At 62.3% G+C, this 20,693-nt stretch carries 18 protein-coding genes; 15 read left to right on the forward strand and 3 right to left on the reverse strand.

What is annotated here, in order from left to right; translation table 11 throughout:
* Positions 1-14 precede the first annotated feature (14 nt).
* Both AB7813_RS01695 and AB7813_RS01700 read right to left on the reverse strand, forming a co-directional pair.
* Positions 15-749, reverse strand: a complete 735-nt coding sequence (locus AB7813_RS01695) for an SDR family oxidoreductase (RefSeq protein WP_068730627.1) — start codon at positions 747-749, stop codon at positions 15-17.
* A gap of 127 nt (positions 750-876) precedes the next feature.
* The gene (locus AB7813_RS01700) at positions 877-2,715 is read right to left on the reverse strand and encodes an IlvD/Edd family dehydratase (protein ID WP_439063638.1); all 1,839 of its coding nucleotides are present in this window, start codon (positions 2,713-2,715) and stop codon (positions 877-879) included.
* A 234-nt stretch (positions 2,716-2,949) separates the two neighbouring features.
* On the opposite strand from AB7813_RS01700, the gene AB7813_RS01705 reads away from it, so the two are divergent.
* The 15 genes from AB7813_RS01705 (at position 2,950) to AB7813_RS01775 (ending at position 19,701) form a co-directional block, all read left to right on the forward strand.
* Entirely contained in the window at positions 2,950-4,017 is a 1,068-nt protein-coding gene (locus tag AB7813_RS01705) for an ABC transporter ATP-binding protein (RefSeq protein WP_089267200.1), read from the forward strand.
* Between the two features lie 73 nt (positions 4,018-4,090).
* On the forward strand, positions 4,091-5,416 hold the full coding sequence (locus AB7813_RS01710) for an ABC transporter substrate-binding protein (protein ID WP_175367345.1): 1,326 nt from the start codon (positions 4,091-4,093) through the stop codon (positions 5,414-5,416).
* A 98-nt stretch (positions 5,417-5,514) separates the two neighbouring features.
* Positions 5,515-5,928, forward strand: coding sequence for a RidA family protein (locus tag AB7813_RS01715; protein ID WP_158596833.1), 414 nt, complete (start codon positions 5,515-5,517; stop codon positions 5,926-5,928).
* A gap of 70 nt (positions 5,929-5,998) precedes the next feature.
* Positions 5,999-6,958: a carbohydrate ABC transporter permease gene (locus tag AB7813_RS01720; RefSeq protein WP_120291092.1), complete on the forward strand. Its 960-nt coding sequence runs from the start codon at positions 5,999-6,001 to the stop codon at positions 6,956-6,958.
* The gene (locus tag AB7813_RS01725) at positions 6,951-7,868 is read left to right on the forward strand and encodes a carbohydrate ABC transporter permease (RefSeq protein ID WP_089267203.1); all 918 of its coding nucleotides are present in this window, start codon (positions 6,951-6,953) and stop codon (positions 7,866-7,868) included. The genes AB7813_RS01720 and AB7813_RS01725 overlap by 8 nt, the downstream gene beginning before the upstream one ends.
* Before the next feature lie 164 nt (positions 7,869-8,032).
* Entirely contained in the window at positions 8,033-9,019 is a 987-nt protein-coding gene (gene denD / locus AB7813_RS01730) for a D-erythronate dehydrogenase (protein WP_439063640.1), read from the forward strand.
* A gap of 7 nt (positions 9,020-9,026) precedes the next feature.
* Positions 9,027-9,950, forward strand: a complete 924-nt coding sequence (locus AB7813_RS01735) for a sugar kinase (protein WP_439063641.1) — start codon at positions 9,027-9,029, stop codon at positions 9,948-9,950.
* Positions 9,951-9,963: 13 nt separating this feature from the next.
* Positions 9,964-10,626 carry a bifunctional 4-hydroxy-2-oxoglutarate aldolase/2-dehydro-3-deoxy-phosphogluconate aldolase gene (gene eda, locus AB7813_RS01740; protein WP_439063642.1) on the forward strand — a complete coding sequence of 221 codons (663 nt, stop codon included), beginning with the start codon at positions 9,964-9,966 and terminating at the stop codon, positions 10,624-10,626.
* Between the two features lie 49 nt (positions 10,627-10,675).
* Positions 10,676-11,845: an acetyl-CoA acetyltransferase gene (locus AB7813_RS01745; RefSeq protein ID WP_439063643.1), complete on the forward strand. Its 1,170-nt coding sequence runs from the start codon at positions 10,676-10,678 to the stop codon at positions 11,843-11,845.
* Between the two features lie 21 nt (positions 11,846-11,866).
* A complete protein-coding gene (locus AB7813_RS01750) occupies positions 11,867-13,420 on the forward strand; it encodes a class I adenylate-forming enzyme family protein (protein ID WP_439063644.1) in 1,554 nt (517 codons plus the stop codon).
* A 144-nt stretch (positions 13,421-13,564) separates the two neighbouring features.
* Positions 13,565-14,788: a CaiB/BaiF CoA transferase family protein gene (locus AB7813_RS01755; protein ID WP_439063645.1), complete on the forward strand. Its 1,224-nt coding sequence runs from the start codon at positions 13,565-13,567 to the stop codon at positions 14,786-14,788.
* Positions 14,789-14,791: 3 nt separating this feature from the next.
* Complete coding sequence (locus AB7813_RS01760) at positions 14,792-15,958, forward strand: acyl-CoA dehydrogenase family protein (RefSeq protein ID WP_439063646.1); 1,167 nt, start codon at positions 14,792-14,794, stop codon at positions 15,956-15,958.
* A 166-nt stretch (positions 15,959-16,124) separates the two neighbouring features.
* Complete coding sequence (locus AB7813_RS01765; RefSeq protein WP_439083601.1) at positions 16,125-17,261, forward strand: thiolase family protein; 1,137 nt, start codon at positions 16,125-16,127, stop codon at positions 17,259-17,261.
* Positions 17,258-17,626, forward strand: a complete 369-nt coding sequence (locus tag AB7813_RS01770) for a Zn-ribbon domain-containing OB-fold protein (RefSeq protein WP_439063648.1) — start codon at positions 17,258-17,260, stop codon at positions 17,624-17,626. Before AB7813_RS01765 ends, AB7813_RS01770 begins: the two co-directional genes overlap by 4 nt.
* Entirely contained in the window at positions 17,623-19,701 is a 2,079-nt protein-coding gene (locus AB7813_RS01775) for an acetate--CoA ligase family protein (protein ID WP_439063649.1), read from the forward strand. Before AB7813_RS01770 ends, AB7813_RS01775 begins: the two co-directional genes overlap by 4 nt.
* A gap of 42 nt (positions 19,702-19,743) precedes the next feature.
* On the opposite strand, the gene AB7813_RS01780 is transcribed toward AB7813_RS01775, so the two are convergent.
* On the reverse strand, positions 19,744-20,607 hold the full coding sequence (locus AB7813_RS01780) for a LysR substrate-binding domain-containing protein (RefSeq protein ID WP_320443890.1): 864 nt from the start codon (positions 20,605-20,607) through the stop codon (positions 19,744-19,746).
* Positions 20,608-20,693 lie beyond the last annotated feature (86 nt).

The raw sequence follows: 20,693 nt of genomic DNA on the forward strand, positions 1-20,693 counted from the left end.
TGCGATGTCCTCGGTTACAGCGTCCAGCCGCCGTCGATGATGTGTGCGACGCCGGTGGTGAAGGCGCTCTCGTCGCTGGCGAGATAGACGGCGAGGGATGCGATTTCCTCGGCGGTCCCGAGGCGGCCCATCGGCTGCCGGCTCACGAACAGCTCGCGGCCATTCGGGCCTGCGGCTGCGGCGCGGTCGAGCATCGACGGCGTTTCGATCGTGCCAGGGCAGATCGCATTGCAGCGAATGCCTTTGGTGATGTAGTCGACGGCCACAGCACGGGTGAGGGCGGCGACGGCGGCTTTGGTTGCGCCATAGACGTAGCGGTTAGGCGCTGCCTTGAAGACACCGGCGGCGGAGGAAATGTTGACGATCGCACCATTGCCGCGCGCGAGCATGCCGGGCAGGAACGCACGGATGGTCCGGTGCATCGATTTGACGTTCAGGTCGAACGAGAAGTCCCAGTCGGAATCGGAGCATTCCAGTGCTGCGCCGTGATGCACGAAGCCGGCGGCGTTGAGCAGGATGTCGATATCGCCGACCTTCTTCGCCATCGCTTCGACGGCAGCCGTGTCGCGCACGTCGAGCCGTGCAGTCTCGGCGATACCATCCTTGGTCAGCAGCGCCACGCCCTTGTCGTCGATATCGGTGGCGAACACCGTTGCGCCTTCGCGCGCAAAGGCCAGTGCACAGGCGCGGCCGATACCGACAGCGCCCGCGGTGACGAAGGCGCGTTTGCCTTTCAAGCGGTCAGACATGTGAAATCTCCCTGAAATTTTTCATTCACTCTCCGCCGTCATTGCGAGGAGCGAAGCGACGAAGCAATCCAGAAGCCAAGAAGAAAGACAGGATTGCTTCGCTGCGCTCGCAATGACGACCGAGGGATTAGTGATTATGCCGCGCCGTCCCGACCGTGCCGGCGATATCGCGATATCGCGTCGCCAGTTCGAGACAGGCGCCGGTGGCCTGCTGGCCGACGGTGTTGCGATAGAGCTCCTGCCACGGCGTCTGGTTGGCCGGATATTTGAATCCGCCATTGGCCATCAGTTCGGCGCGACGCCGCTTCAGCTCCTCGTCGGAGATCAGGATATTCGCCGAGCCCTTGTTGAGATCGATGCGCACCTTGTCGCCCGTTTTCAGGATTGCGAGGCCGCCATTGGCTGCCGCTTCAGGCGTCGCGTTGAGGATCGACGGCGAGCCGGATGTGCCCGACTGCCGGCCATCGCCGATGCAGGGCAGCGATAGAATGCCGCGTTTGATCAGCGCTGCCGGCGGCTGCATGTTCACGACTTCCGCGCCGCCGGGATAGCCGATCGGGCCGGTGCCGCGCACGAACAGGATGCAATGCTCGTCAATATCGAGCGAGGCATCGTCGATGCGATGGTGATAATCCTCCGGCCCCTCGAACACGATGGCGCGGCCTTCAAATGCGTTCGGATCCTTCGGATTGATCAGATAGCGATCGCGGAATTCCTTGGAGATCACCGAGGTCTTCATGATCGCGGAATCAAACAGATTGCCGCGCAACACGAGGAAGCCGGCATCAGCCACCAGCGGCTTGTCATAGGACCAGATGACGTCGTTGTCCGGTTTGGGCGAGGCGGCGCAATTTTCCCCCATGGTCTTGCCGTTCACCGTGATCACATCCTCATGGATGCGCTTGTGCTTCATCAGCTCGCGGACCACCGAGGGCACACCACCGGCGCGATGATATTCCTCGCCGAGATAGAAACCGGCCGGCTGCATGTTGACCAGCAGCGGTACGTCATGGCCGAATTTCTGCCAGTCGTCGATATCGAGTTCGACACCGATATGACGCGCCAGCGCGTTGATATGAATGGGCGCGTTGGTCGAACCCCCAATGGCGGAATTGACCACGATGCAGTTCTCGAACGCCTTGCGCGTCAGGATGTCGGACGGCTTGAGGTCCTCCCACACCATGTCGACGATACGGCTGCCCGTCTCATAGGCAATCTGGCCGCGCTCGCGATAGGGAGCGGGGATGGCAGCGCAGCCGGGCAGTGACATGCCCAAAGCTTCGGCCAGCGAGTTCATCGTCGACGCGGTGCCCATGGTGTTGCAATGGCCGACCGACGGCGCCGAGGACGCGACCAGCGTCATGAATTCTTCGTAGCCGATCTCGCCGGCGGCAAGGCGTTCACGTGATTTCCACACCACGGTGCCGGAGCCGGTACGCTGGCCTTCGTGCCAGCCGTTCAACATCGGACCGCCGGACAACACGATTGCGGGGAGATTGACTGTCGCTGCTGCCATCAAACAGGCCGGCGTGGTTTTGTCGCAGCCGGTTGTCAGCACGACGCCATCGAGCGGATAACCGAACAGGATTTCCACAAGGCCGAGATAAGCAAGGTTGCGATCAAGCGCCGCAGTCGGCCGCTTACCGGTCTCCTGAATCGGATGTACCGGGAATTCCATCACAAGACCGCCGGCGGCGGTAATGCCTTCGCGCACGCGCTTGGCGAGTTCGAGATGATGGCGATTGCAGGGCGACAGGTCGTTGCCAGTCTGCGCAATGCCGATGATCGGCTTGCCGGACTGCAATTCGTGACGCGTCAGGCCGTAGTTCAGATAGCGCTCAAGATAGAGTGCAGTCATTCCGGGATTGTGGGGATCGTTGAACCATTCGCTCGAACGAAGTTTGCGCTTGGTTGCCTTTGCAGGCGAGGTCCCCGCAGTCGGCGTGGACGAAGTCGACTTGGTCATCATTTCTCCCGCAGCGCACACTTTATATTCTGGTGCGTCGTCTCTTTTGATTGGTCACGAATGTTTGCACGCCACTGGCTGCTTCGCAACGTTTGCATCTGCGAAGTTTTTCTACGACTATGATCCAACGACACGCCGCCAGAAAATCTGGTAGGATGTCAGACAAGTAAGAACAGGCGGCTCCGGCAATCGGAGGACGCAGTCTCTAAAATGGGACATTTGGGAGGGAAATGTATGGCGTCCGTGCAGATTCACGACGTTCGTAAGTCTTTTGGCGGTTTTGAGGTTCTCCACGGCGTGTCGGTCCCCATCGAGGATGGCCAATTCGTGGTGCTGGTTGGGCCATCCGGCTGCGGAAAATCCACATTGCTGCGCATGTTGGCGGGCTTGGAGAAGATCACCTCCGGCACGATCTCGATCGGCGATCGCGTGGTCAATGATGTCCAGCCGAAAGAGCGCGACATCGCCATGGTGTTCCAGAATTACGCGCTGTATCCGCATATGACGGTTGCCCAGAATATGGGCTTTTCGCTCAAGCTGCGCGGCGCCGACAAAAGCGAGATCGATCAGAAGGTCAATCGCGCCGCCGATATTCTCGATTTGAGGCGATTGCTTGAGCGTTTCCCCCGGCAGTTGTCGGGCGGTCAGCGTCAGCGCGTCGCCATGGGCCGCGCCATTGTGCGTGACCCGCAAGTGTTTTTGTTCGACGAGCCGCTGTCGAATCTCGATGCCAAGCTGCGCGTCGCCATGCGCGCCGAGATCAAGGAACTGCATCAGCGCCTCAAGACCACGACGGTCTATGTGACGCATGACCAGATTGAGGCCATGACCATGGCCGACAAGATCGTGGTGATGCAGGACGGCATCGTCGAGCAGATGGGCGCACCGCTGGAACTCTACGATCGCCCCGAGAACAAGTTCGTTGCCGGCTTCATCGGGTCGCCTGCGATGAATTTTCTCGAAGGCACGCTGAAGGTGAATGGTGGCCAGCCCTGGGTGGAAACCGCCAATGGCGCGAAGTTGCCGATTACGGCAGCACCTGCGGCAGGGAACGACAAGGCTGTCACTTACGGCATTCGTCCCGAGCATCTCGAATTCGCCGATGACGGCATCGAGGCCGAGGTCGTGGTGGTCGAGCCGATGGGGTCGGAAACCCAGGTCGTTGCGCGCATCGGCACCCAGGACATCATCGCGATCTTCCGCGATCGGCGTCCGGTCGCACCGGGCGACAAGATTCATCTCAGGCCGCGCGCGAATTCGGCGCATCTGTTCGACAAGGAGACCGGCAAGCGCGTCAACTGACGCGCTGTTGCACCAAATCAATTTCAAAACATTGGTCGATCAACGAACCAATATTACAGGGAGAAGACGAAAGATGACTGGATTTACACCGGATCGCCGATCTCTGCTCAAGGGCGGCGCGATCACGCTTGCTGCTGCGGCGACCATGTCCGCGGATCAATTGCTGGGCTACGCAAAAGCCTGGGCGCAGGCCTCACAGTGGAAGCCGGAAGCCGGCGCCAAGATCAACCTGCTGCGCTGGAAGCGCTTCGTCGAAGCCGAAGACGTGGCTTTCATGAAGATCGTCGACGCCTTCCAGAAGGCGACCGGCGTCACCATCACCGTCTCCAACGAATCCTATGACGACATTCAGCCAAAGGCTTCGGTCGCGGCGAATACCGGGCAGGGCCTCGACATGGTCTGGGGCCTGTACTCCCTGCCGTTCCTGTTCCCGACCAAGTGCATGGACGTCTCCGACGTCGCCGACTATCTCGGCAAGAAGAACGGCGGCTGGGCCGAGTCCGGCAAGCAGTACGGCATGCATAACGGCAAGTGGATCGGCGTTCCGGTCGCTGCGACCGGCGGTCTGGTGAATTATCGCGTCGCCGCCGCTGAAAAGGCCGGCCACAAGACGTTCCCGAATGATCTCGGTGGCTTCCAGGATCTGTTCAAGGGCATGAACAAGAACGGCACCCCCGGCGGCATGGCGCTGGGCCACGCTTCGGGCGATGCCAATGGCTGGGTGCACTGGGCGCTGTGGGCCCATGGCGGCAAGCTGATCGACAAGGACAACAAGGTCACGATCAATTCTCCGGAGACCGCGAAGTCCCTGGAATACGTCAAGTCGCTCTACGATAACTTCATTCCCGGCACCGCATCCTGGAACGACTCGTCGAACAACAAGGCATTCCTGGCCGGCCAGCTGCATCTGACGACCAACGGCATCTCGGTCTATGTGACCGCAAAGAAGGAAGCCCCGGCGATTGCCGAAGACATGAACCACGCGCATTTGCCCGTCGGTCTGGACGGCAAGCGGCGTGAGCTTCATCTCGGTTTCCCGATCCTGATCTTCTCCTTCACCAAGTTCCCGCAGGCCTGCAAGGCGTTCACCGCCTTCATGATGGAGCCCGAGCAGTTCAATCCGTGGGTCGAGTCAGCCCAGGGCTATCTGTCGCCGTTCCAGCTTGCTTTCGAGAAGAACCCGATCTGGACCGCCGATCCGAAGAACACGCCATATCGCGACGTGGCTTCGACGGCAACGACCCCGGCGGGCGAAGCGCAGATGAGCGAGAATGCGGCGGCGGCGATCGCCGACTTCGTGGTCGTCGACATGTACGCCAATTACTGCACGGGCCGCGAGGACGTGAAGACCGCGATGTCGTCTGCCGAGCGCGCGGCGAAGCGCATCTTCCGCGCCTGAGGACGACCTTGCCGGCGCGGAGCGACCCGCGCCGGCAACTCTCCGGAGCAGCCGTGAATCTCGTTTCACAAAAGGCTGCCTGAACGATGGGAATGGGAATGCCAGAGACCGACTACAAGACAGTTCTCCCGGAAGGCTGGACGCGGCCGCGCGGTTTTGCGCATGCGGTGGTGGCCGGCGGTACGCGGAGCGTCCGGATCTCCGGTCAGCTCGGCAAGCAGAACGGGCAGGGCGAAGTCGCCGCGGGATCCGACTTCGGTACGCAGTGGCGCTACGCGATGGAGAATCTCGTCACCGTGCTGAAGGCAGCGGGCGGCGAACCCAAGCAAATCGTGATGCTGCGCGCTTATGTTACCGACATCAACGCATTCAAGACGTCCGGCGCCGCCATTGGCGAAGCCTGGGGCGCGACGCTCGGTAAGCATTTTCCAGCAATGACACTGGTTCAGGTTTCCGCTCTGATCGATCCGCACGCACGTGTCGAGATCGAGGGCGAAGCGATCCTGCCGTAACCGGATCATGACGCATGACTGACTGCACGACATCAGACCGAAGCCGACATCCGACTGGAGCTATCTTGCAATGACCACGATCCAGACATCGATGCCGGGGGCAGGGAAAGTGATCCCCAGATCCTCGGCCTGGGACCGGCTGCGGATCAACCGCAACTGGCTCGCATTGTGGTTCATGCTGCCGGCCGCGGCATTCCTGCTGCTGTTTCTCGCTTACCCGCTGTTCCTTGGCGTCTGGATGAGCTTCACCGACGATCGCATCGGTCGCGGCGGCGTGTTTGTCGGACTAGAGAACTACGAATGGCTGAAGGACGACAGCATCTTCTGGCTCTCGGTGTTTAATACGCTGCTCTATACGATCGTCGCCTCGGCCATCAAATTCGCCGTCGGCCTCTATCTGGCGCTGCTGCTCAACCGCCACATGCCGTTCAAGGCGCTGATCCGCGCCGCCGTGCTGATCCCGTTCATCGTGCCGACGGTGCTGTCGGCCATCGCGTTCTGGTGGATCTACGACTCGCAGTTTTCGATCATCTCGTGGTCGCTGATCAAAATGGGGCTGATCGACCACAACATTAATTTCCTGGGCGACAGCAATTGGGCACGAGGGAGCGTGATCTTCGCCAATATCTGGCGCGGCGTGCCGTTCGTGGCGATCACGCTACTGGCTGGTCTGCAGACCGTGTCGCCGTCACTCTATGAAGCCGCGACGCTGGATGGTGCCACCTCGTGGCAGCGCTTCCGCTTTATCACCTATCCGCTGCTGACGCCGATCATCGCGGTCGTCATGACCTTCTCGGTGCTGTTTACGTTTACCGACTTCCAGCTGATCTGGGCGCTGACTCGCGGCGGTCCGGTGAATGCAACGCATCTGATGGCGACGCTGAGCTATCAGCGCGGCATTCTTTCGGGTCGGCTCGGCGAGGGCGCAGCCATCGCCACCGCCATGATCCCGTTCCTCCTGGCAGCCATCGCCATTTCCTGGTTCGGCATGCAACGCCGCAAGTGGCAGCAAGGCACTGACAATGACTGATCACGCCGTCGATCACCGTACTGCCGTCGCGCCGACCGTCGAGAAAGACGATCACAGTGAGGGCATGGCCTATCTGGAGTCGCTGCCGAGGCGCATCGTCACGCTCTACATTCCGTTGTTCATCATCGTGGTGATCCTGCTGTTCCCGTTCTACTGGATGGCGCTGACCTCGATCAAACCCGACGAGCAACTGATCGACATGGAGCGGTTCAATCCGTTCTGGGTGATCAAGCCGACCTTCAAGCACATTCAAAAGCTGCTGTTCGAAACCAACTATCCGCAGTGGCTGTGGAATACGATGTATGTGGCAGCGGCTTCGACATTTTTGTCGATCGTTGCCAGTGTGCTCGCCGCCTATGCCATCGTGCGGCTGCGCTTCCGTGGTGCCGAGACGGTCGGGGCGCTGATCTTCATGGCCTATCTGGTGCCGCCGTCGATCCTGTTCATCCCGCTGGCCTCGGTCATCCAGGCCTATGGCCTGTTCGACTCGCCGCTGTCGCTGATCCTGGTCTATCCGACGCTGCTGATCCCGTTCTCGACCTGGCTCCTGATGGGCTATTTCAAGACCATCCCGTTTGAGCTCGAGGAATGCGCCCTCATCGACGGCGCCTCGCGCTGGCAGATCCTGGTCAAGATCATCATCCCGCTTGCGGTGCCCGGCCTGATCTCGGCCTTCATCTTCTCGTTCACTTTGTGCTGGAACGAGTTCATCTATGCGCTGACCTTCCTGCAATCGACCCAGAACAAGACCGTGCCTGTGGCCATCGTCAACGAATTCGTCGACGGCGACATCTACAAATGGGGCTCGCTGATGGCCGGCGCGCTGGTTGGCTCGCTGCCGCTGGTGATCCTGTATGCTTTCTTCGTCGAGCACTATGTGTCGGCGATGACGGGCGCGGTGAAGGAGTAGGCGGCTTACCCAATGTACCGCCCTCATCCTGAGGAGCGGTCGTCTTCGACCGCGTCTCGAAGGATGGCCGTAGTCTCATTCATGGTTCGAGACGGCGCCAAAGAGGCGCCTCCTCACCATGAGGGCCAGAGTTGAACCCAAGAACAAGAAGAAGGAGTTTTCCCTTGCACATCCTCATCCTCGGCGCCGCCGGCATGGTTGGCCGCAAGCTCACAGAGAAACTGGTTCGCGACGGCCGTCTCGGCAATCGCGACATTACCCGCATGACCCTGCAGGACGTGGTGGCGCCGGCAAAGCCTGCGGGTGCGTCGATTCCGATCGAACTGGTGACGTCGGACTTCGCCGACCCCAAGACGGCTGCGCCGCTGGTCGCCCACAAGCCGGAGGTGATCTTTCATCTCGCCGCCATCGTGTCGGGGGAGGCGGAGGCTGATTTCGACAAGGGCTATCGCATCAATCTCGACGGCACCCGCTACCTGATCGACGCTATCCGCGCCATCGGCGGCGGCTACAAGCCGCGGCTGGTCTTCACCTCGTCCATCGCCGTGTTCGGCGCGCCGTTCCCCGACAAGATCGGTGACGAGTTCATTCACACGCCGCTGACCTCCTATGGGACGCAGAAGTCGATCTGCGAAATGCTGATCGCCGACTACACCCGCAAGGGTTTCCTGGACGGCATTGGCATCCGCCTGCCGACCATCTGCGTCCGTCCGGGCGCACCGAACAAGGCCGCCTCCGGTTTCTTCTCCAACATCATCCGCGAGCCGCTGGCCGGCAAGGAAGCCATCCTGCCGGTGTCCGAGGACGTCCGCCACTGGCACGCGTCGCCGCGCTCTGCGGTGGGCTTCCTCGTCCACGCCGGCACGACGGATCTTCAAGCGATGGGCCCGCGGCGTAATCTCAGCATGCCCGGCATGTCGGTGACCGTCGGCGAGCAGATCGCCGCACTGGATCGCGTTGCCGGCAAGAATGTCGTCGCCCGCATCAAGCGCGAGACCGATCCGGTCATCACTGGCATCGTGTCAGGCTGGCCGCGTGATTTCGATACCGCACGCGCGCTGAAGCTCGGCTTCACCACGGCCGAGAAAACCTTCGACGACATCATCCGCATCCATATCGAGGATGAACTCGGCGGCAAGTTCGTCGATTGAGGCCACCATGCGGATCGCCAGCATCGGCGAATGCATGATCGAGCTGCGTCAGATGCCGGGTGGGCACCTGACGCGGTCCTTTGGCGGCGACACGCTGAACACTGCGGTCTACCTTGCTCGGCTTGGCGCGGAGGTCGATTACGTCACCGCGCTCGGTGACGATCCGCTCAGCGACGAGATGATTGCCGGCTGGCAGGCCGAGGGCATCGGCACTGAGCGGGTGATGCGCCTCAAGGGCAAGCTGCCCGGCCTGTATATGATCGAGACCAATGAGGCGGGCGAGCGCCGCTTCTATCACTGGCGCGATGCGTCAGCTGTCCGCAGCTTGCTAAGTCTACCCGAGACTGACGCGCTGCTGTCCGCACTCGCGGACTATGATCTGATCTATCTCTCGGCCATCACACTGTCGCTGTTCGACATCGCTGGACGCGACCGCCTGATTGCGGCGCTTCAACAAGCGCGCGGTGCAGGCGTCCGCGTCGCTTTCGATACCAATTTCCGCGCGCGGGGCTGGCCCGATCTCGATCTGGCGCGCGCCGCGTTTCAGGATGCTTTTGCGGTCTCCGATATCGTGCTCGCCTCGGTCGAGGACTTGTTGCCGCTCTATCCCGGCGAGGCCGAGGACAAGCTGCTGTCGCGTATTAAAGCAGATGAAGTGGTGCTCAAGCTCGACAGTCCCGCGAGCATCATACGGCATAACGGCCAGCCGCAGCGTATCGAGGCCGAGCCGGTCAGGGGCGCGGTGGTCGATACCACCGCGGCCGGCGACAGTTTCGCTGCTGCCTATCTGCACGCACGTCTGAGCGGCGCTCAGCCCGTCGCCGCCGCACAGGCAGGTCACTATCTCGCCGGCACTGTCGTCTGCCATCCCGGTGCGATCATCCCGCGCGAGGCGATGCCCGATATGATCGCGTTCGACACACCCTCATGAGAGGACCATCCGCATGAACAAGCCTCTCGATATCGGTCAGCGTCAGGATCATCTGCGAAAGCTGCTGAAGGCAGCATTCGTCGTTCCCGTGCTCACGATCGAACGTGTTTCCGACGCCGTGCCGCTGGCGCGGGCGTTAGTCGCCGGTGGTATCCGCACGCTGGAAATCACCTTGCGCACCGATGCTGCCGTTGAAGCGGCGAAGGCCGTCATCGCCGAAGTGCCGGAGGCCATCGTCGGCATCGGCACGGTGCTCACGCCGGCGGATTTCCAGAAGGCCTATGCCATCGGGGCGCGCTTCACGGTCAGTCCCGGCGCGACGCGCGAATTGCTGGACATTGCAGCTTCCAGCGATCTGCATTTCCTGCCGGGCGTCGCCTCGGCCTCGGAACTGATGCAGGCGCGCGAACGCGGTTTTGATGTGCTCAAGTTCTTCCCCGCGGAACAGGCCGGTGGCATCGCGATGCTGCGCGCCTGGGCGGGACCGTTTCCTGACGTGAAATTCTGCCCTACAGGCGGGGTCGGCGAGGCCAATGTGGCGAGCTGGCTCACCGAGCCGATGGTTCTGGCGGTCGGCGGGTCCTGGATCTGTCCGTCCTCAATGATACGTTCTGGCGATTGGGCAGGCATAACGGCCATGTGCGCGCGGACCATGAAAAGCCTGCAAGCGCCATGAAGCCGGGCTATAACGGGCTCAATATTTGAAATCGATCAGGGAGACGACCATGACTGCCAGCATCGTTGGTTGGGCGCATATGCCGTTCGGAAAATTCGACGCCGAGACCGTCGAGAGCATGGTGGTTCGCGTCGCGACCGAAGCCATGGCCGATGCGGGCATCTCCGCCAGTGATGTCGATGAAATCGTGCTCGGTCATTTCAACGCCGGCTTCTCGCCGCAGGACTTTACCGCATCGCTGGTGCTGCAGGCCGATCCCGCTTTGCGCTTCAAGCCCGCCACCCGCGTCGAGAATGCCTGCGCCACCGGTTCGGCTGCCGTGCATCAGGGTATCAAGTCGATCGCCGCCGGCGCTGCCAAGATCGTGCTCGTGGTTGGCGTCGAGCAGATGACCCGCACGCCGGGACCTGAGATCGGTAAGAACCTGCTCCGCGCGTCCTATCTGCCGGAAGACGGCGAGACGCCTGCGGGCTTCGCCGGCGTGTTCGGCGGCATCGCGCAAAAATACTTCCAGAAATACGGCGACCAGTCCGATGCGCTGGCGATGATCGCCGCCAAGAACCACGCCAATGGCGTCCACAATCCCTATGCGCAGATGCGCAAGGATGTCGGCTTCGAATTCTGTCGCTCCGAAAGCGACAAGAACCCGTTCGTCGCCGGCCCCTTGAAGCGCACAGACTGCTCGCTGGTGTCCGACGGCGCCGCGGCACTGGTGCTCACGGATTCCGAGACCGCGAAGACCATGGGCAAGGCGGTCAACATCAAGGCCACCGGCCATGCGCAGGATTTCCTGCCGATGTCGAAGCGCGACATCCTTCAATTCGAGGGCTGCACCGTGGCCTGGCAGCAGGCGCTGAAAACCGCCGGCGTTGAGATCGGCGATCTCTCTTTCGTCGAGACGCATGACTGTTTCACCGTCGCCGAACTGATCGAATATGAAGCCATGGGCCTGACGCCGCGCGGGCAGGGCGCACGCGCCATCAAGGAAGGCTGGACCCAGAAGGACGGCAAGCTGCCGATCAATCCGTCCGGAGGCCTCAAGGCCAAGGGTCACCCCATCGGCGCCACCGGTGTGTCGATGCACGTGCTGAGCGCAATGCAATTGCTGGGTCAGGCGCCCGAGGGCATGCAGATCAAAAATGCAAAACTCGCCGGCATCTTCAATATGGGCGGCGCCGCAGTGGCGAACTACGTCTCCATCCTCGAGCCGGCGAAGTAACGCGCAAGCGAGGGCGACACCATGAATGTCGCACAATGGCTGGCATCGTCGGCGCGTCTGCATCCGCAGGCGCCGGCGCTGCTGACCGGCACCACGGTCCAGGCTGACTACAAAACCTTTGCGCGCCGCGCCGCGGCCATCGGTGCTGGCCTCGTGCGCGATTACGGCATTCAGCCTGGCGACCGCGTCGCACTGTTCGCGTCAAACTGCACCAAATATCTCGAATGCATGTACGCGGTGTGGTGGATCGGCGCGGTGGTGATCCCGATCAATGCCAAGCTGCATGGCCGCGAAGCGGCATGGATCTGCGACAATGCCGGCACGAGGCTGGCCTTTGTCGACGACGACAGCCGTGGCGCGCTCGTTCAGGTCGAGGAAGACCTGCCGACCGGCATGCAGATGCTGTCCATCGACAGCGCAACGTTTCATGAATTGCAGCATGGCGAGCCGGTGTCCGCGGTCCCGCTGTCCCGCGAAGACAACGATCTCGCCTGGCTGTTCTACACCTCCGGCACCACCGGCCGGCCCAAAGGTGTGATGCTCAGCCACGGCAATCTGGTGGCCATGTCCATGTGCTATCTCGCCGATGTGGATCAGGTCCATCAGGAAGATGCGATCCTCTATGCCGCGCCGATCTCGCATGGCGCCGGTCTCTATAATTTCATCCATATCCGTATGGCTGCCCGCCACGTCGTGCCGGAGAGCCAGGGCTTCGAGCCCGACGAAGTGCTCGATCTCGGCAAGCAACTCGGCGATGTCGCGATGTTCGCGGCGCCCACCATGGTGCGCCGTCTGGTCGATGCGGCGAAGAAGCGCGGCGAGACCGGCGAGGGGCTGCGCACCATCGTCTATGGCGGCGGGCCGATGTATCTGGCCGACATCCGCGATGCCATTGCCACCATGGGGCAGCGCTTCGTGCAGATCTACGGCCAGGGTGAATCGCCGATGACGATCACCTCGCTGCCGCGCGCCTTCCATGCCGATACCGAACACCCGCGCTATCTCGAACGGCTGGCTTCGGTCGGTCCGGCGCAGAGCGTGATGTCGGTGCGGATTACCGATGCCGATGGCAAGCCTTTGCCGGTTGGCGAGACCGGCGAGGTCGAGGCCAAGGGGCCGGCTGTGATGCTCGGCTACTGGAACAACGACAAGGCCAATGCCGAAACGCTGAAGGACGGATGGCTCCGCACCGGCGATGTCGGCCGACTCGACGACGACGGTTTTCTCACGCTGTCCGACCGCTCCAAGGATGTCATCATCTCCGGCGGTACCAATATCTATCCGCGCGAAGTCGAGGAGGCGCTGCTGACCCATCCCGCCGTGCGGGAAGTCTCGGCGATCGGGGTGCCCGAGCCGGACTGGGGCGAGGTCGTCGTCGCCTGTGTGGTGCTGGAGCCAGGCGCATCCGCCGACGATGCGGCACTCGACGCGCATTGCCTCGCCAATATCGCCCGCTTCAAGCGCCCCAAGCGCTATGTTTATCTCGATGCGCTGCCGAAGAACAATTACGGCAAGGTGCTGAAGACCGAGCTGCGGGAAATGATGCGCGCTTCGGCGTCGGCGGGGGCCGGCTAGTCGTTACCACTTTGACGCGTACCGGCATCCCGCGCATACGGCCCCGCGTCTGGCGCCCTTGCGTCCGCAAAGCCGCTCCCGCTAAGACGAAGGCAACAGGGGCGCACTGGCGCCTGACCACACGCTTTTCGGGAGCAAACGACTTTGACGGGACCACTTCACGGGATCAGGATCATCGACATGACCTCGGTGATGATGGGGCCTTATTGCACCCAGACGCTGGGTGACTACGGCGCCGATGTGATCAAGGTGGAGTCTCCCGATGGCGACGTGGTTCGGTCAATCGGGCCGATGCGTAATCCCGGGATGGGCCCGATTTTCCTGAATACCAATCGCAGCAAGCGCTGCGTCTGCATCGACCTCAAGAAGGAAGAGGGGCGTGCGGCGCTGCTGAAACTGGTCCAGACCGCCGACGTGCTGGTCTACAATGTCCGCCCGGCGGCGATGGCGCGGCTCAATCTCGGCTATGAGGTCATGGCCAAGATCAATCCGCGGCTGATTTACGCGGGCGTATTCGGCTTCAGCCAGGCCGGCCCCTATGCCGCCAAGCCCGCTTATGACGACCTGATCCAGGGCGCCACCGCGCTGCCCGCGTTGAATGCGCGCATCAGCAGTGACGGTGTGCCGCGCTATGTGCCCAATGCGCTGGTCGATCGCATCGTCGGGCTCACCGCGCTTGGCGCCATCCTTGCCAGCGTCGTGCATCGCGACAAGACCGGCGAGGGCCAGCGCGTCGACATCCCGATGTTCGAAACCATGGCGAGCTTCATGATGGGCGACCACATGGGCGGCCTCACTTACGATCCGCCGCTCGACAAGGGCGGTTACGGCCGACACCTGTCGCCGGATCGCCGGCCGTACCAGACCTCGGACGGCTATATCTGCGCGATGGTGTATAACGACAAGCAGTGGAAGAGCTTCCTCAAGCATGTCGGCCGCGAAGAGCTGTTCGACGATCCGCGCTTCGCGACCTTCCCGCAGCGCATCCAGCATATCGACACGGTGAATGCCGAACTGTCGCGCATCTTCAAAACCAGGACGACGGCGGAATGGGCCAAGCTGCTCGATGACGCCGACGTGCCGTCGACCCCGATGCACACGCTCGAAAGTATGATGCAGGACCCGCATATGCTGGCGACCGACTTCTTCCAGCAGGTCGTGCATCCGACCGAAGGCGCGATCCGCAGCATGAAGGTTTCGGCGACCTGGTCGAAGACTCCGGTCAATCCGACGCGCCTTGCCTCGCATCTCGGCGAGCAGAATGCCGAGGTGCTGGCCGAGGTCGGCTATACGGCCGAGCAGATCGAGAAAATGCACAAGGATGGCGTGCTCCGACAGGCCGCTATCCCAGATACGTCGGAGCTGTGACGCATGGATTTCGCCCTCGACGCCAACCAGGAATCCATCCGCGACGCCATCGAGAAGATCTGCGCGCGTTTCGACGATGCCTACTGGCTGAAGAAGGACAAGGAGGGTGGTTTCCCCATCGACTTCCACAAGGCGATGGCCGATGCCGGCTGGCTCGGCATCTGTATTCCCGAGGAATATGGCGGTTCGGGCTTGGGGATCACCGAGGCCGCGATCATGATGCGCGCGATTTCGGAATCCGGTGCCGGCATGTCGGGCGCGTCTGCCGTGCATATGAATGTGTTCGGCCTCAATCCGGTGGTGGTGTTTGGCACGCCCGAACAGTGCGCGCGCATGCTGCCGCCGATCGTGGACGGCACCGAGAAGTCCTGCTTCGCGGTGACCGAGCCGAATACCGGCCTCAACACCACGCAGCTCAAGACCCGTGCCGTGCGCAAGGGCGATCGCTACATCGTCAACGGTCAGAAGGTCTGGATCTCCACCGCGCAGGTCGCCGAAAAAATCCTGTTGCTGGCGCGCACCACGCCGCTGGAAGACGTCAAGAGCCCGACCCACGGCCTCAGCCTGTTCTACACGGATCTCGACCGCTCCAAGATCGCCGTGCACGAGATCGAAAAGCTTGGCCGCAAGGCCGTCGACTCCAACGAGCTGTTCATTGCCGATTTTGAAATTCCGGTCGAGGATCGCATCGGCGAAGAGGGCCACGGCTTCGAATATATCCTGCACGGCATGAACCCCGAGCGCATCCTGATCGCGGCGGAAGCCGTCGGTCTCGGCAAGGCTGCACTGAGGAAGGCGGCCGACTACGCCAAGGTGCGCAACGTGTTCAACCGCCCGATCGGCCAGAACCAGGCGATCCAGCATCCGCTCGCCAAGAACTGGATGGAGCTCGAAGCCGCCTGGCTGATGGTGCTGTCGGCCGGCTGGCAATATGACCAGGGACTGCCCTGTGGTCCTGCCGCGAATTCGGCGAAGTATCTCGCGGGCGAAGCCGGCTATCACGCCTGCGAGCAGGCGGTGATGACCCATGGCGGCTTTGGTTACGCCAAGGAATATCACGTCGAGCGTTATTTCCGGGAGTCACTGATCCCGCGTATCGCACCGATCAGCCGCGAACTGATCCTGAGCTTCATCGCCGAGAAGGCGCTCGGTTTGCCGAAGTCGTATTGATGCGTGACAGCGCCAACACGCTCCGCATGTCGTCCCCGCGAAGGCGGGGACCCATAACCTATAATGTTGTGGAGGGGCGCTGTGGCGATGGCTGTGTGTTGATCTTGTCTACCGAGGCTATGGGTCCCCGCCTTCGCGGGGACGACAATCGAGTTTGGAGCGACGCATGAGCTACATCACCGGCGTCGGTCTCCTCCCTTACGGCAAGCACGAGGGCTCATCGACCATCGACCTGATGTCCCGCGCCGCCGAGCTGGCGCTCACTGACGCCGGCCTCAAGCGCGGCGACATCGACGGCTTCCTGTGCGGCTATTCCACCACCATGCCGCACATCATGCTGGCCACCGTATTCGCCGAGCATTTCGGCATCACGCCATCCTATGCCCATGCCATCCAGGTCGGTGGCGCCACCGGCATGGCGATGGCCATGCTGGCGCATCAACTGGTCGAGGGCGGTGTCGCCAAACACGTACTTGTGGTCGGCGGTGAGAACCGACTGACCGGTCAAAGCCGCGACGCCTCGATCCAGGCGCTGGCGCAGGTCGGTCATCCCACCTATGAAGTGCCGCTCGGCCCGACCATCCCGGCCTATTACGGCCTCGTTGCCAACCGCTACATGCACGAATACGGCGTGACGCAGGAAGACCTTGCCGAATTCGCCGTGCTGATGCGCAAGCATGCACTGACTCATCCCGGTGCGCAGTTTCACGAACCGATCACCGTCGCCGACGTGATGGCCTCGAAGACCATTGCCACGCCGCTCAAACTGCTCGACTGCTGCCCGGTGTCCGATGGCGGCGCGGCCTTCGTTGTCAGCTATGAGCCGACCAGCCCAACGAAAATCCGCGTGCGCGGCGCTGCGCAGGCGCATACCCACCAGCACATCACCGCCGCGCCGGCGCTGTCCGAACTCGGCGCCGAGATCGCCATTGCGCGCGCGAAGAAGGCGACGGGCATCGAAATCTCTGACGTCCGTTATGCCGCGGTCTATGACAGCTTCACCATCACACTGGCGATGCTGCTGGAAGATCTCGGTCTCGCCGGCCGCGGCGAGGCAGCGGCGCAAGTGCGTGCCGGCCATTTCGGCCAGCACGGCACAATGCCGCTCAACACCCATGGCGGTCTTCTGAGCTACGGTCATTGCGGCGTCGGTGGCGCCATGGCGCATCTCGTCGAAACACATCTGCAGATGACAGGCAGGGCCGAGAACCGTCAGGTCAGGGATGCTTCCGTCGCGCTGCTGCACGGTGACGGCGGTGTGCTGTCGTCCCATGTCAGCATGTTCCTGGAGCGCGTATCATGAGCGAGCTCAAGCCTGCCGCCGACTGGACCACCGGGACTGAAGCTATCGGCTATCAGTCCTGCCGTGCCTGCCAATCGATCCAGTATTTCCGCCGCAGCTTTTGCGCGGCCTGCGGGTCGTCCGATCTCGACGACAAAATCGCGAGCGGCGAGGGCACCGTCTATGCGGCCTCCCTCGTGCTGCGCGCCGGTACGCCGGAAGCGCGCGAGCATGTGCCCTACAATATCCTGCTCATCGACACCGTCGAAGGCTTTCGCATGATGGCCCACGGCGCCAACGATCTCGTCATCGGCGACAAGGTAAAAGCCGGCTATCGGCGATTCACCGGCCGCCTCGTACCGTTCTTCGAAAAGACTCCTCAATGAGCCGTCTGCACTTCGCCCTCGATCCGAAATCTGTGGCCATCATCGGCGCCTCGGAAAATCCCAACAAGGTCGGCGGCCGTCCGGTCCACTATCTCCAGAAGTTCGGCTTCAGGGGCAAGATCTACCCGATCAATCCGTCGCGCACGGAGATCCAGGGCGAGAAGTGTTACAAGAGCCTCGCCGATCTGCCGGAAGCGCCGGAAATGGTGATCGTCGCCGTCGCCGGCGACAATGCCATCGGCGCCGTCGAGGATTGCGCCAAGGCTGGCGTCAAGATCGCACTGGTGATGGCCTCGGGCTTTGGCGAAGTCGATGCGATCGCCGGCAAGGCGAAAGAGCGCCGCATGGTCGAGATCGCGCATAAGCACGGCATGCGCATCGTTGGCCCGAATACACAGGGCCTCGCCAATTTCGGCACCGGCATCATCGCGTCCTTCTCCACCATGTTCATGGAATTCGAGCGCGTTGAAGGCCATGTCGCCATGCTCAGCCAGAGCGGCGCGCTGTCCACGGTGCCGGTCGGCTTCCTCAATCCGCGGGGCATCGGCGTCCGTCACAGCCACGCCACCGGCAATGACTCGGACATCACCGTCGGCGAACTTGCCATCGCGGTGGCCGAAGATCCGGAAGTGAAGCTGATGCTGCTCTATCTCGAGAGCATTCCGGAGAAGAAGTATCTGGAAGAACTCTCCGAAGTCGCGCTCCATCGCAACCTGCCGATTATCGCGCTGAAATCCGGCCGCACCGATGCCGGCAAGGCGGCAGCGCAGTCGCATACCGGCGCGCTCGCCAATGAAGACCGCGTCGTCGACGCCTTCCTCGAACATCACGGCATCTGGCGCGCGCCGGATATGCGCGGCCTCGTCGAGGCCACCGAGCTTTATCTCAAGGGCTGGAAGCCGCAGGGCCGTCGCCTGGTCGCGATCAGCAATTCCGGCGCGGTCTGCGTGATGACCGCGGATGCTGCTTCGACCGTCGGCATGCCGATGGCCAAGCTGGCACCCGAGACCGACAAGAAGCTGAAGGGCATCCTGCCAAGCTTCGCCACCACGACCAACCCGATCGATCTCACCGCGGCGCTGCTGTCGAACAGCCGGCTGTTCGGCGACATCCTGCCGGTGATCGCCGAAGATCCTGCGGCCGATGCTTTTGTCATTGGCGTGCCCGTGGCGGGCCCGGGCTACGACGTCCCGGCCTTCGCGCGCGACAGTGCCGCTTTCGCTGAGCAGACCGGCAAGCCGCTGGTGGTCGCGGCGACGCAGCCCAGCGTCGCCAAGGAGTTCCAGGCGCAGGGTGTCTCGGTATTCCCGACCGAGGTCGAGGCGGTCACCGCGCTGAATCAATATGTGTCGCATCATGAGCTGATGGCGCGCGTGAAGGCGCGCAAGCGCGTTCCGTCGTCCACATTGATCTCGGCCGACAAGACCGTGATGATGAATGAAGCCGACAGCCTCGCTCTGCTGGCATCGCGCGGCATCCCGGTGGTGCCGTATCGGCTCGTGCATTCTCGCGCTGAAGCCGAGGCGGCATTCGATACCATAGGCGGCAAAGTGGTGGTGAAGGGCTGCTCGGCCGACATCGCCCACAAGTCGGAACTTGGACTGGTCAAGCTCGGCGCCGCCTCGCGCGAGGCGGTCGGTGAGGTCTATGCCGAGATGGAAGAGATCATCCGTAAGCAGGGTTCGCGCTTCGACGGCGTCATCGTCGCCGCCATGACCGGCGGTCGCCGCGAGATCGTGATCGGCGCGCATCGTGATCCCGTCTTCGGCCCGGTGGTCATGGTTGGCGACGGCGGCAAATATGTCGAGGTGTTCAAGGACACCACACTGTTGCTGCCGCCTTTCATCAGGGACGATGCCAAGCGCGCGCTGGCGAAGCTGCGCATCGCGCCACTGTTCGAAGGCGTCCGCGGTGAGCCGCCGATGGATGTGGATGCGCTGGTCGATGCGATGGTGAAGATCGGAGAGTTGATGGCGGATACGTCCGCCAAGGTGATGAGCATCGACCTCAATCCGGTGATGTTGAATACGAACGGCTGCGTCGTGGTGGACGCCGCGGTGTTCAAGGGCGAGTAGGGCGCCTGGACAGATCGGCCAGCCGGAGAGAAGGACGATCCGTCAGCTCTGCCGATCGCGCGGACCGGCCCAGTTCATGATGGTCGTAGCGAGCGCTTCGACGGCAGGTGGTGGGTGGTCCGGTAAGATCACCGCGAACTGAATGTCGGGCAGTTTCGGAAGGCCTTCACGAGACGGCAGGATCGTCAAACCGGGCGGCATTAAACGGACTGAATGTGGCAACAGGCCGATGCCGGCACGCGCCGCAGCGCTCAGGCCGGAGACGTTGGCGCTCGTGAATGCGATACGCCATCGTCGCCCCGCCGCTTCGAGAGTCTCCAGCACGCCGACGCGCGTGATGCTGGGCGGCGGGTAGAGGATGAGCGGCAAGGGACTGTCGGGATCGAGCCGGAATTCGGGATGCGCCATCCATTCGATCGGCTCTTTCCATGCAATCCTGCCCCGGCTGTCGCCATCTCGCCGCTTCACCAGTGCGAGATCCAGTCGACCCGCATCGAATGACGTGCGCAGATCCTCGCTCAGTCCCGAATGCAGTTCGATATCAAGCTCCGGATGCCGGCGCGCGAAAGCGGCGAGCACGTTCGGCAATGCCGACAACACGAAATCTTCCGATGCGCCGAACCGCAACCGGCCGCGCAGCGGCGCAGCCGACAGGTACTGCTGCAGATGGGCATAGCGTTCCAGGATCGAGCGCGCATGATCGAGCAGAACATCGCCATCTGGAGTGAGGCCCACCCGGTGGGTGCTGCGGTCGAACAAGCGACGGCCGGTCTGCTCTTCGAGGCGCCGGATGTGCTGGCTGACGGTCGATTGTTGCAGCCCGAGGAGACGGGCCGCGCCGGTGAAGCTCCCGGCATCGGCAACCGCGACGAAGCTTTGCAACAGGTCGACTGGCACATGATCCATGATCATCACGATACATGATGATTGATATCGCTGTTATGGGGATTTTGCATTAAGGCGGAAGAAATTAGATCTGGGCCATCAACCAG

Source organism: Tardiphaga sp. 20_F10_N6_6 (assembly GCF_052076045.1).
Lineage (GTDB): Bacteria > Pseudomonadota > Alphaproteobacteria > Rhizobiales > Xanthobacteraceae > Tardiphaga > Tardiphaga robiniae.

Bases quoted from the DNA above. Each gene is read 5' to 3' on its own strand.
- AB7813_RS01695 (WP_068730627.1), bottom strand. From the start codon at position 749: ATGTCTGACCGCTTGAAAGGCAAACGCGCCTTCGTCACCGCGGGCGCT.
- AB7813_RS01700 (WP_439063638.1), bottom strand. From the start codon at position 2,715: ATGACCAAGTCGACTTCGTCCACGCCGACTGCGGGGACCTCGCCTGCA.
- AB7813_RS01705 (WP_089267200.1), top strand. From the start codon at position 2,950: ATGGCGTCCGTGCAGATTCACGACGTTCGTAAGTCTTTTGGCGGTTTT.
- AB7813_RS01710 (WP_175367345.1), top strand. From the start codon at position 4,091: ATGACTGGATTTACACCGGATCGCCGATCTCTGCTCAAGGGCGGCGCG.
- AB7813_RS01715 (WP_158596833.1), top strand. From the start codon at position 5,515: ATGCCAGAGACCGACTACAAGACAGTTCTCCCGGAAGGCTGGACGCGG.
- AB7813_RS01720 (WP_120291092.1), top strand. From the start codon at position 5,999: ATGACCACGATCCAGACATCGATGCCGGGGGCAGGGAAAGTGATCCCC.
- AB7813_RS01725 (WP_089267203.1), top strand. From the start codon at position 6,951: ATGACTGATCACGCCGTCGATCACCGTACTGCCGTCGCGCCGACCGTC.
- AB7813_RS01735 (WP_439063641.1), top strand. From the start codon at position 9,027: ATGCGGATCGCCAGCATCGGCGAATGCATGATCGAGCTGCGTCAGATG.
- eda (WP_439063642.1), top strand. From the start codon at position 9,964: ATGAACAAGCCTCTCGATATCGGTCAGCGTCAGGATCATCTGCGAAAG.
- AB7813_RS01745 (WP_439063643.1), top strand. From the start codon at position 10,676: ATGACTGCCAGCATCGTTGGTTGGGCGCATATGCCGTTCGGAAAATTC.
- AB7813_RS01750 (WP_439063644.1), top strand. From the start codon at position 11,867: ATGAATGTCGCACAATGGCTGGCATCGTCGGCGCGTCTGCATCCGCAG.
- AB7813_RS01760 (WP_439063646.1), top strand. From the start codon at position 14,792: ATGGATTTCGCCCTCGACGCCAACCAGGAATCCATCCGCGACGCCATC.
- AB7813_RS01765 (WP_439083601.1), top strand. From the start codon at position 16,125: ATGAGCTACATCACCGGCGTCGGTCTCCTCCCTTACGGCAAGCACGAG.
- AB7813_RS01770 (WP_439063648.1), top strand. From the start codon at position 17,258: ATGAGCGAGCTCAAGCCTGCCGCCGACTGGACCACCGGGACTGAAGCT.
- AB7813_RS01775 (WP_439063649.1), top strand. From the start codon at position 17,623: ATGAGCCGTCTGCACTTCGCCCTCGATCCGAAATCTGTGGCCATCATC.
- AB7813_RS01780 (WP_320443890.1), bottom strand. From the start codon at position 20,607: ATGGATCATGTGCCAGTCGACCTGTTGCAAAGCTTCGTCGCGGTTGCC.